Consider the following 10,758-nt stretch of genomic DNA (forward strand, 5'->3'; position numbering starts at 1 on the left):
TCAGTGTCCCGCGTCGTCGGCGCCGGGCTTGATCACCTGGAAGATGTCGGGCGCCTCGGGCCCCGAGACCACCAGCTGGCCAACGGCGCCCTTGTCGATCGCGCGGAAGATGGCGTGGTCCACGAGGACGTAGGTTCCGGGCACCTCCACCTTGAACTCGACCATCGCCGATCCGCCGGCCGGCACGAGGGTCGTCTGGACGTTGCGGGTGGGCTCCTTGCCGACGGCGCCCTCCGGGTAGACCGCGTCGAAGATCTCGCCGATCACGTGGAACGAGGAGACGAGATTCGGGCCGCCGTTTCCCACGTACAGCCGGACCGTCTCGCCCACGGTGGCCTTGAGCGCCTTGGCACCCGTCAGCGCGCCCATCGCCCCGTTGAAGACGACGTACTCGGCCTGCTCGGCGCGCGCCTTGGCCAGATCGAACAGCTGGTGTCCCTTCTGGCCGCGGGGGCCCTTCGTGTAGAAGTCGCCCTGGACCACCTGATACTCGCGATCGACCTTGGGGAGGCCGCCCTCCGGTTCCACCAGGATGAGCCCGTACATCCCGTTGGCCACGTGGGTCGGGATGTGGGGCGTGGCGCAGTGATACACATAGAGACCCGGGTTCAGAGCCTTGAACCGGAAGGTGGCGTCCTTGCCGGCCTGGACCTGGGTGGCCTTGGCGCCGCCGCCGGGTCCCGTCACCGCGTGGAGGTCGATCGAGTGGGCGAACTCGCTGGTCGGCGCGTTCTTCAGGGTCAGCTCCACGGTGTCCCCGACGCGGACGCGGATCATCGGGCCGGGCACGGTGCCCCCGAACGTCCAGAACGTGTACTCCACACCAGGGGCCAGCAGGCCCTTCACCTCCGAGGTCTCCAGCGTGACGCGGACCGTGGCGGGGCCGGTTCGCTCGACCGGCGGCGGCACCAGCGGCGGCGCCGTGAGGAGCGCGGTCACGGGGCCCTCGGCCCACGCGGCTCCTCCGGGCGCGGCGGACGCGATCAGCCCGAGCGCGAGCGCGACAGCAAGCCGCACGAGACGTCGATCCATGGCGTGGCTCCTTTCCAGAGGCATGAGGATCCCGCCAGCCCGGTCAGTGGGTGCTGCCCGTGGGCGCGGCGTGACCGTGGGTGTTGGCCGCCTGCCGCGGCGCCGTGACCACCGGCACCAGGAGGCCACCGGGATACTGGCCGTCGTTGGTCACGTGGGGCACGACGTGGCAGTGAAGAAGCCAGAGCCCCGGCTCGACAGCCGTGAACACCAGATCGTAGCGCTCGCCGGGACCGATCAGGAGCGTGTCCTGCTCCTGAGGCGTCCTGATGAGCCGGCCGTCCCGGTGGGTCACGACGAACGAGTGGCCGTGGAGGTGCATCGAGTGGGCCTGGTAGCCGACGTTGATCATGCGGACCCGCACCGTCTCGCCCTGCGTGAGCTTGATGGGCTCGGTGGCCGGGAACGCCTTGCCGTTGACGGTGAAGTAGTTCGCCTGGTGGATCATGGCGGGGTGGGCCATCGCCTCGTGTCCGCCCTGGTCGTTGATGTACCAGTCATCGAGCAGCAGGACCCGCTCCTGGTCTACTCGGGGCTCGGCGCTCTTGTCCCGCGGTTCCACGATCAGGACCCCGACCATCCCCATGTCGATGTGCTGGGGCGAGTTGACGTGGCAGTGGTACATGTGGGTGCCGGGCGGGCCGGCGACGAACTCGTAGGTGTGGGTCTCCCCGGGCTTGACCTCGAGGTGGCCGAGATGCCCGTAGGCGACCCCGTCCATCTCGTTGGGCACGTTGAGGCCATGGAAGTGCAGCGTGTGGTTCGACGTGTGCTTGTTGGTGAAATGGACCCGCACGAGGTCGCCCTCGGTGACGCGGAGGATCGGACCCGGCACCTGTCCGTTGAACGCCCAGGCCTGGATCTTGGGCCCGCCCGGAAAGAACTCGTGCTCGGTCTCGGCCACGTAGATCGAGAATTCCTTGGCCGGACGCGTGTCGGCGGCGGCCACCCCGAGCCCGACGAGGATGACGAGGCTGACCAGCCCAGCAGCGATCCCGGCGCGCACCAGCGATGACGTCATACGGACCTCCCTTGCCAAAGGTTGAAACCGGCACTTGGCGGAGGACCACGAGCAAGGTTCCTGCCATCGGCCGGCCCGGCCAGCTTTCCGCAAGATTCGCCGGCTCCAGGTAGACCTGGCGGGCCCGCGGGTGAGGCACGCGTGCCCCACTGTCCCAGCGGTGGGACACGAGACCTTCTCAGGAGACTCGGATCAGATTCCGCTCCGACGCCCCGATCCCCTTGCTCTACAATCGGGAGCGTGACGCGCCGCCATGACCACGGCTGGACCCCGCGGGCCCCGGAGGCTCGGAATGGCTGACGGCGGGCGGAAGGCCGGCGAGGCCCGCTCCCGCCGGGCCGCGCCCGGGCTGGCGGCCCTCGATGTCGGGCGACTGCTCGACGCCGCGCCGGATGCCATCGTCGTCGTCGACGCGCAGGGTCGGATCCAGCTCGTCAACGCCGCCACTGAGAGCATGTTCGGGTACGCGCGCGACGAACTGCTCGGGCAACCCGTCGAGCTCCTGCTGCCGGAGCGATTTCGCACGGCTCACGTCGGCCACCGCACGGGCTACGTGGCGCAGCCTCGCGTCCGGCCGATGGGCGCCGAGCTCCAGCTCTTCGGCCGCCGCCAGGACGGCAGCGAATTCCGCGTCGAGATCAGCCTGAGTCCCATGGAGACGGCCATGGGTCTGCTCGTCACCAGCACCATCCGGGACGTCACCGAGCGGGTGCGGATGGCCGAAGAGCTCCGGACCCACCGCGACCGCCTCGAGGAGCTGGTCGAGCGACGCACGACCGAGCTGAGGCGAGCGAACGAGGAGCTCCACCGCGAGATCGACGAGCGAACGCGAGCGGAAGCGCAGCTTCGGGACCAGGCGGCACTCCTGGCCCGCGAGCGCCAGGAGATCCTGGCGCTCAACCTGAGCCTGGAGGCCCGAGAGCGCTTCATCCGCAACGTCGTCGAGAGCCTCAGTGACGGGATCGCGATCCTGGACCTGCAACGGCGCGTGGCGGGATGCAACCAAGCCCTGGCGATCCACACCGGCGTCCCGCTCGAGGAGATCCGAGACCGGCCCTTTTTCGACGCCTTCCCCGAGTTCCGACAGGAAGGGCTGGAGCCCGTCCTGAACCGCCTGTGCGAGGGGCAGGAGGAGGCGTTCACCCTGGAGCGGCACGAGCACGTCTCCCGACGGGCGGGACCGATGACCATCGATCTGAAGGGCAGCGTCATCCGCGGCCCGACGGGGGAGATCGAGGGCGTCGTCCTCCACGTCAGGAACGTCACCGAGCGGGTGAGGCTGGAGCAGTCGGTCCAGGAGTCCGAGAAGCTGGCGGCGATCGGGACCCTGGCGGCTGGCGTCGCCCACGAGATCAACAACCCCATCGGGATCATGGCCTCGCGGATCGAGCTCATGCTGGAGGACGCCGAGGAGTCCGGCCTCCCGGCGGCCGTCCGGGAAGACCTCGCGGTGCTCCAGCGGAACGCCCAGCGGGTCGGCCGGATCACCGCGGGCCTCCTCACCTTCGCCCGGCGGCCCCCGGGCACCAAGCGACCCACCGAGCTCAATGCCGTGGTCGAGGAGACGCTGCTGCTCTTCGAGACCCACGCCGCCAAGGCCGGCATCGAGGTGAAGCGGGCGCTGGCCCCCGGTCTTCCGCCCGTGGACGCGGACGCCAACCAGCTCCAGCAGGTGCTGCTCAACCTGCTCAACAACGCCCGGGAAGTCCTCGGGAGCCGCGGGGAGATCCACGTCGAAACCGGGCGAGCCGCGGACCACCCGGGCTGGGTGCGCATGGCCGTCGCCGATACCGGCCCGGGCATTCCGCCGGCGATCAAGGCGAAGATCTTCCTGCCATTCTTCACCACGAAGGAGGGGGGCACGGGGCTCGGGCTCCCCATCAGCTTTCGGATCGTCAAGGACCACGGTGGGCTCCTGGAGGTGTCCAGCGAGCCCGGGGTCGGGACGACGTTCACCGTGTTGCTGCCGCCGCTCGGGGACACGAGCAGCTAGGCAGGTGGCGGCCTCCGCGCGTCCAGAGGCGCCAGCGCGTCCTGGACAGTCTCGAGAAGCTGAGCGGCGCTGAACGGCTTGGGGAGAAACGCCGTGGCGCCCGCCCGGATCGCCTCCCCCGCCGCGCTGTCGGAGGCATAGGCCGTGAAGATCACCACCGGCGTGTCAGGGGAGACCCGCTTGATCGCCCGGAGGAGCGCCAGCCCATCCAGGCCCGGCATCCGCAGATCGGTCAGCACCAGATCCGGCAGGTGGCGCTCCAGGAGGGCCAGCGCCTCGCGGCCGCCCGCGGCGGTCAGACACTCATGTGGAGTGCGCCGGAAGATGCGGGTGATGTTCTCCAGCATGTCCGCCTCGTCGTCCACGACGAGGATCGTCCGGCGACGAGGGGCCGACTCGCCCGATCCGGTGGGCACTCGCTTCGGATCTTCGGTGCTCACGATGCTGCTCGGGCGTCATGAGGCTGCAAGGCCCCTGCCAGGGCAGCGACCTCGACGCCGGACTCCGCACTCGAGCTCGGTTCATCCGCTTCGGGACACCGACGCCCCACCCTGGGCGCCGGTGCCTCAGGGGATCATCCCGAGGCCGTGCCGGAAGACGCGCCGGGCCCCGTCTGCACGCTCCTTGCATGGGCGAGCATCCGATGGACGCCGGAGGCAGACCCGGGGCACCCGCTTGCAGACCTCTTCGTGCTCGTGCCAGGCGCGCTGCGCGAGAATGATGCCGCCGAGCGTTCCGCCGCAGCTCCGGAGGCTTCTGGTGCCGCTCGACGGCTCGGCCGAGTCCGAGGCGGCGCTCCCGACTGCCGTGGGGCTGGCCCGGGGCGCGGGAGCGCGCCTCATCCTGTTTCACGCCACCGGCGGGGCCGTGGCGCTCGTCGAGCCCTCGCGGGACGCGCTCACGTACCTGGCCGAGGTCGGCGACCGCGTGCGCGCCTCGGGCCTCGATGACGTGGACACTCTGCTCTGGCGCGGGCTCCCGTCGTACGCGATCGTCGCCGCCGCCCGTCAGCACGGGATCGACCTGCTCGTGATGGCGACCCACGCGCGAGGCCTGCGCCGCCTCGTGCTCGGGAGCGTCGCGGAATCCGTGCTGCGCGACGCGACCGTCCCGGTGGCCGTCATCCGCGCGCGAGAGCCGGCGCGCGGCGAGTCGCCGATACCGGAGGCGGAGCCCCTCAGGCGCGTGCTGGTGGCGATCGACGGCTCCCCGGCGTCGGAGTCTATCTTGCCCTTCGTCGAGAGCCTCGCCCATCAGTTCGACCTGGCTGTCGTCCTCCTCCAGGTGGTGGCGAAGCCCCGGGGCAGGATCGAAGTCGAGGCCACTCCGTACCTGGACGCGCTGGCCGCGCGGCTCCGAGCCAACGGCGTTCGGGTCCGCGCCGAGGCCCGGATCGGCGACGCCGCGGCCGCGATCGCGGTCGCCGCCCGCGAGGGTGGCGTGGACATGATCGTCATGGCGAGCCCCGGCCAGCGTGGACGGCGGCGGCCCTTGTCCAGATCGGTGGTGGCCGCCGTGCTGCACGCGGCGTCGGTTCCCATCGTCTTTCTCAAGCCGGCGCGGGTAAGCTCGATGACTCTCGCCGAATAAATCAATCGGTCCGGGTGTCGAGGCGGGACTCCCGATTGTGCACACCAGTCGAGACCCGGGGCCCGCATTGAGCACGCGGCCCGGCCAAGACTCCGTACGTGTACGGATTGACGCGTTCGTGGTCATCGATCGATACTTTCCGGCTATGCCCGTCTGGGTATGATGGCATCCGCGGCGATGACCCGGCTCCGGGAGGAGTAGAACGACCCTGATCTCGACGCGAGCAGGACGCAGAATCCTGGTAGTCGAAGACATTCGGGCTCAGGCGGACGCGATCACGTCGCTGCTCGAGGACGCCGGGTACGCCGTCACGGTCGCCGTCAACGGCGGCCAAGCGCTCGCGTCCGCGCACGCCGATCCCCCGGCGCTCATCCTTGCCGAGGTCGTGCTGCCCGACATCGATGGCTTCGAGCTGTGTCGTCGTGTGAAGGACGATGCCGCGCTACGAGAGGTTCCCGTCGTGCTCATGACGGCGTTCTACAGCCCCGAAGACCTTCCGCGAGCCCTGGAGTGCGGGGCCGACAACTTCCTCCGAAAACCCTATGCGGGCGAGTACCTGCTGACACGGATCGAGTACATCCTGGCGAGCCGAGCGGCGCGGAAGGACGAACGGACGCAAATGGGCGTGGAGATCGAGGTCGCGGGCAGACGGTACTTCATCACCGCGGCCCGGCAGCAGATCCTGGATCTGCTGGCCGCCACGTACGAGGACGCCATCGGACTGAACGAGGCGTTGTCCGCGCGCCAGGGCGAAGTCGAGCGCTCCCGGAGCTTCCTGTATGGGCTGTATCGCCTCGCCGAGGCGTTGAACCAGGCCACGAGCGTGCAGGCCGTGGCCGACGCGGTGTTGGAGCGCGCAGTGGAGTTGCCTGGTGTCCAGGCCGGCTGGATCTCGCTGCGCGAGGGCGACGAGGACTTTCGGGTCGTCGCGACCCGTGGCTTGCCTTCAGCCGTCGTGTCCGCCGGCATCATGCAGGGTGACTGCCTCTGCCGGCGGAAGCTTCGGTCTGGCGAACTCCGTCAGGCCACCAATATCTTGAAATGCGAGCGGCTCGAGCGGCACCTGCCGCACGCGTGGAGCATACGCTATCACGCGACCATTCCCCTCTGGGACGGGGAGCGCACCCTCGGCGTGATGAACCTCGCCGGTCCGGACGCCGGTCTCTTTCGCGAAGAGGACCTGGTCATCCTCTCGGGCGTCGGGAATCAGGTCGCCGTGGCGCTGGCGCGCGCACGCCTGCTCGAGCAGCTCAACGCCGAGGTGAGCCGGCAGACGCTCGCGCTCAGGGCCGAGGTGGCCGAACGCGAGCACGGGCAGGCCACCCAACAACGGCTGGTCGCCATTCTGGAAGCCACCTCCGATCTGGTCGGCATCGTGTACCCGGACGGAGGGATCGTCTACTGCAATCAGGCGGGCCGTCGGATGCTGGGAATCGGCCCCGACGAGGACCTCGCCGGTCGCCGGATCGCCGACACGCATCCCGAATGGGCGAGCCGCGTCGTCGTGCAGGAAGCCTTTCCGGCCGCGATTCGCGACGGGACCTGGAGCGGGGAGACTGCGCTCTTGAGCCGGGATGGCCGGGAGATCCCCGTCTCGCAGGTCATCATCGCGCACAGGGCGTCCGATGGAGCCGTCGAATACCTCTCCACGATCGCTCGTGATATCAGTGAGCGGAAACGGGCCGAAGAGGCCCGACGACAGACCGAGAAGCTGGTCGCCATGGGGGAGCTCCTGTCCGGGGTCGCCCACGAGCTGAACAACCCGCTCTCGGTCGTGGTGGGCCGGGCCAACCTGCTCCGGGCGCGGGCGGGGGAGGGCCCGCTCGGCGAGCAGGCGGACAAGATCGTGCGCGCGGCGGACCGCTGCGCCCGTATCGTCAAGAACTTCCTCGCCCTGGCGCGCGAGTATCCGCTGGAACGGCAGGCGGTGGAACTGAACCGGGTGATCGGCGAAGCGCTGGAGCTGCTCGCGTACCAGCTCCGCGTGGACGGCGTCGAGGTGGAGCGTCATCTCACGCCAGACCTGCCGATCTTTTCCGCGGATCCGCACCAGCTGCACCAGGTCGTCGTCAACCTCGTCACGAATGCCCACCACGCCGTCCGCGAGACCGCGCCGCCGCGCCGCATCGCGGTCACGACTGGTGTGATCCCCGGACGGTCGCGGGTCTTTCTGGAACTCAGCGACACTGGCCCGGGCATCCCGCCTGACATCCACCCCCGCGTCTTCGAGCCGTTCTTCACGACGAAGCCGCCGGGCCAGGGGACGGGTTTGGGTCTCTCGCTCTGCAAGGGGATCGTCGAGGGACACGGTGGCACCATCACGATTGCCAGTCCCGCGGGCCGCGGCGCGACGGTGCGGGTCGAGCTGCCCGTCGAACCCCTCCCCGAGCGGTCGAGTGCCGCCGAAGCACCTTCGGCCCCCGGCCTCGGACGAACGTTGTCGATCCTGGCGGTGGACGACGAACCGGGGGTTCTGGAAGTGCTGGCCGAAGTGCTGGCGGCCGACGGGCATCGGGTGGATACCGCTCCCAACGGCGTCGTGGCGCTCGAGCGGCTGCGTGATCGCCAGTACGACGTCGTCATCACCGACCTCCGCATGCCTGAACTCGACGGTCCGGCTCTCTACCGCGAGATCGAGCGTGTTTTCCCCGCGCTCCGCGGGCGGGTCATCCTGCTCACCGGCGACACGCTCAGCCCTCAGATCAATGCGTTCCTCGCAAGCACGCGCGCGCCCAGCTTGAAGAAGCCCTTCAACGTCGCAGACGTGAGGCGGGTCCTCCAGGAGATCTCCACCACCCCTAGCCCATGGGAGGGGGCCTCGACGGCCCCCTGACCCCCCCCCCGGGGGTTGCGCGGGCGAAGCCCGCGCCCGGAGCGGAACACTAACCCGCGGCGACCGAGCAAGGCATAGGTCACTTCGGGGGGTCTCGGAAGACCCCCCCGATGCCCCCCCGTCGTGGCGGCGGCGAAGCCGCCGCTGGGAGCACTCCTCGATGCACCACACGCTCGGTGGGCGGCGCCGGGTTACTCGGACCCCCCTTGCTAGACGAGGGGACCGCGAGCGCGACCACGCGCCCGCCACCCGCCAGATCCGGCTCGAAACGGTGCCCCCGTTGCGGCCGGTGGCCGAGAATCGCGCCGACCCCGCGCGGTGGACGCGGTCGGAGAGCTCCCGAGACCATCGTCACGGCCGCCCGGACGGCGGCGATGACCTGATCGTCGTGGGCACCCGCGGGCGAGGCCCGCTCAGGCCGCGCTCCTCGGCTCGGTCTCGACCTCGGTGGCGGCGGGATCCGGACGGCCGGTCCTGGTGGTCGGCGACGGAAGCTGAGCTGTCAGGAGAAGCCCCGGGAGCAACGGCGTGCCCTCCTCGACCAGCGTCCCCTCCGACGCGTAGACCTCGCGGCACTCCTCCTCGCGCCCCCGGACGACACGCCGGCCGTGAAGCGGGCCCTGCGTCTCGGTCACGACGGTGGACTGGCCCTCTCGATGCTGGTTATCGTAGCAGTACACCACCACCCGGTCGCGGGTCCGCCCCAGAGCGTGGGCACGGGCGGTATTCGCGTACAGCACGGTGAAGTGCCAGCCGTCCCGGCTCACGTGCAGCACCGGCCGCGATGCCGCGCCGGCAAGGTTGAAGCGCCTCGGCGCGATGGTGCGGAGGCTCCCGGCCTGCGCCCTCTCGCGATATTCGCGGTCGACGTCGAGAAGCATCGGCACGCCTGGCCCGCGGAGCGGGGGGACGCCTGCTCGGGTCCGACCCAGCAGCACGGCGAGAGCGGCGCGGATGGTGGCGGCGCGGCGCGGTCCCACGCCCGGTACCGACTCGAGGCGGCCGTCGTGGGCGGCCCTCTCCAGGGCCTCCAGCGTGTCGATGCCGAGGATGTCGGGGATCCGCTGCGCGAGCTCTCCTCCCAGGCCGGGGATCGTGCGGAAGACGCGCACCGGGTCCAGCGTCCCGCGCAGCCGCTCCAGAAGGCTCCAGCGCCCCGTGCGCAGGATCTCGTCGATCGCCCCGGCGATCCCGCAACCGATGTGGGGCAGGGCGATCAGCCCCTCCAGGTCGTCGCGGTCGACGATGTCGCGCAGGTCCCGCCCGAGGCGCCCCAGGGTCTCGGCTGCCCGGCGGTACGCGGCGACGCGGGACGGGCTCGCGCCCTGCTGCCCCAGCAGGGCGGCGGCCTGCCGCAGCTTCTCGGCCACCTCCTGGCCCACGGCCGGCCGGTGCCGTCGGGCCTCAGCGCCTACCCGGGTCTCCGCCGTTGCCTGCATACGCATGACCTCCCGCCTCCGCCCTCGGAGCAGCAATCTTGCTGCCAAGCTCGGCGCCGGTCCTGAGGCGTTCGCGCCAGCTGAGATGGCGCCATCGACTCATTGCGCGCCGCCCTGGAGGCGCGTATCTTCGAAGGAGGCGGGGGTGGTGGCGCGAGGAACAGCACCCTACAGGAGATCCGGACGCCGAGGCGGTGTGCAGGCCCGGGCGGCCCGGGAAGCCTAAAGCCTCGCCACGATCCCCTACCCTGGCCAACGACCTCTCGAACGTCCACCCCCGCCGTGGCCTGGGACTCGTGCTGATGGAGGCTCGCGAAGAGTCAGGGACCGGGCAGCCGGAGCGCTGATCCTTCTCTACTCCCGGGCTGAGATCCGGGACCGGGTGGCCGCCTGGGCCCACGCGATCCGCACCGACTACGCGGGGCGGGAGCTCGTCGTGGTCGATGTCCTGAGCCGTTCTTCGCTGCGCAGGACGTACGAGCTGAGCACCTTCAGGTAGTTCGCCCGCTCGAACTCGGCGGGCTCGGCCACCGACCGGTAGCTCATGCTCCCCTGCATCTGACGGATCGACTCGTACCCGTGGGCTTCCATCCAGGCCGAGAGGTTCGCCCGCACCACCCGCAAGAGCTCGATCCCACGCTTGAAGTTCCTCAACGTCAACCCGAGGTAGCTCGTCGACAGGTCGATCACGCGTGTTCCTCCTGCATCGCGCCATCCGGCGCGGTCTCCGGCGTGCCGACTGACCCGCCGGCCGGCATGCTCGCCCAGTGCTCGTAGAGCCGCCAGCGCGCGGCCACGTCGTCCTGAGCCTGCTCCAGCAACGCCTTGGCCGCCGCCGCGTCGCTGTGGG

At 70.2% G+C, this 10,758-nt stretch carries 8 protein-coding genes; 3 read left to right on the forward strand and 5 right to left on the reverse strand.

The features are described from left to right. Together nirK and VGW35_06075 are read right to left on the reverse strand one after the other, a co-directional pair. On the reverse strand, positions 1–1,032 hold the full coding sequence (nirK, locus tag VGW35_06070) for a copper-containing nitrite reductase (GenBank protein ID HEV8307216.1): 1,032 nt from the start codon (positions 1,030–1,032) through the stop codon (positions 1–3). A gap of 43 nt (positions 1,033–1,075) precedes the next feature. After that, positions 1,076–2,053: a multicopper oxidase family protein gene (locus VGW35_06075; GenBank protein HEV8307217.1), complete on the reverse strand. Its 978-nt coding sequence runs from the start codon at positions 2,051–2,053 to the stop codon at positions 1,076–1,078. A gap of 292 nt (positions 2,054–2,345) precedes the next feature. On the opposite strand from VGW35_06075, the gene VGW35_06080 reads away from it, so the two are divergent. Further along, entirely contained in the window at positions 2,346–4,046 is a 1,701-nt protein-coding gene (locus VGW35_06080) for a PAS domain S-box protein (protein ID HEV8307218.1), read from the forward strand. On the opposite strand, the gene VGW35_06085 is transcribed toward VGW35_06080, so the two are convergent. Further along, positions 4,043–4,486 (reverse strand): response regulator, encoded by a 444-nt coding sequence (locus VGW35_06085; protein HEV8307219.1) that lies wholly within the window; start codon positions 4,484–4,486, stop codon positions 4,043–4,045. The genes VGW35_06080 and VGW35_06085 overlap by 4 nt on opposite strands. 319 nt (positions 4,487–4,805) lie before the next feature. Here VGW35_06085 and VGW35_06090 point away from each other — a divergent pair, with 319 nt between their 5' ends. Both VGW35_06090 and VGW35_06095 read left to right on the forward strand, forming a co-directional pair. Then, on the forward strand, positions 4,806–5,636 hold the full coding sequence (locus VGW35_06090; protein HEV8307220.1) for a universal stress protein: 831 nt from the start codon (positions 4,806–4,808) through the stop codon (positions 5,634–5,636). 238 nt (positions 5,637–5,874) lie between these two features. Beyond that, positions 5,875–8,469 (forward strand): response regulator, encoded by a 2,595-nt coding sequence (locus VGW35_06095; GenBank protein ID HEV8307221.1) that lies wholly within the window; start codon positions 5,875–5,877, stop codon positions 8,467–8,469. Between the two features lie 413 nt (positions 8,470–8,882). Here VGW35_06095 and VGW35_06100 read toward each other — a convergent pair whose 3' ends face one another. Both VGW35_06100 and VGW35_06105 read right to left on the reverse strand, forming a co-directional pair. Then, the gene (locus tag VGW35_06100; protein HEV8307222.1) at positions 8,883–9,908 is read right to left on the reverse strand and encodes a helix-hairpin-helix domain-containing protein; all 1,026 of its coding nucleotides are present in this window, start codon (positions 9,906–9,908) and stop codon (positions 8,883–8,885) included. 414 nt (positions 9,909–10,322) lie between these two features. After that, entirely contained in the window at positions 10,323–10,598 is a 276-nt protein-coding gene (locus VGW35_06105) for a hypothetical protein (GenBank protein HEV8307223.1), read from the reverse strand. Positions 10,599–10,758 lie beyond the last annotated feature (160 nt).

The sequence above is a fragment of the Candidatus Methylomirabilota bacterium genome, from assembly GCA_036005065.1.
GTDB lineage: Bacteria > Methylomirabilota > Methylomirabilia > Rokubacteriales > DASRDR01 > DASYQW01.

What these genes read in the sequence shown, in the direction of transcription:
- nirK (HEV8307216.1), bottom strand. Translation starts at nt 1,032, where the DNA reads ATGGATCGACGTCTCGTGCGGCTTGCTGTCGCGCTCGCGCTCGGGCTG.
- VGW35_06075 (HEV8307217.1), bottom strand. Translation starts at nt 2,053, where the DNA reads ATGACGTCATCGCTGGTGCGCGCCGGGATCGCTGCTGGGCTGGTCAGC.
- VGW35_06080 (HEV8307218.1), top strand. Translation starts at nt 2,346, where the DNA reads ATGGCTGACGGCGGGCGGAAGGCCGGCGAGGCCCGCTCCCGCCGGGCC.
- VGW35_06100 (HEV8307222.1), bottom strand. Translation starts at nt 9,908, where the DNA reads ATGCAGGCAACGGCGGAGACCCGGGTAGGCGCTGAGGCCCGACGGCAC.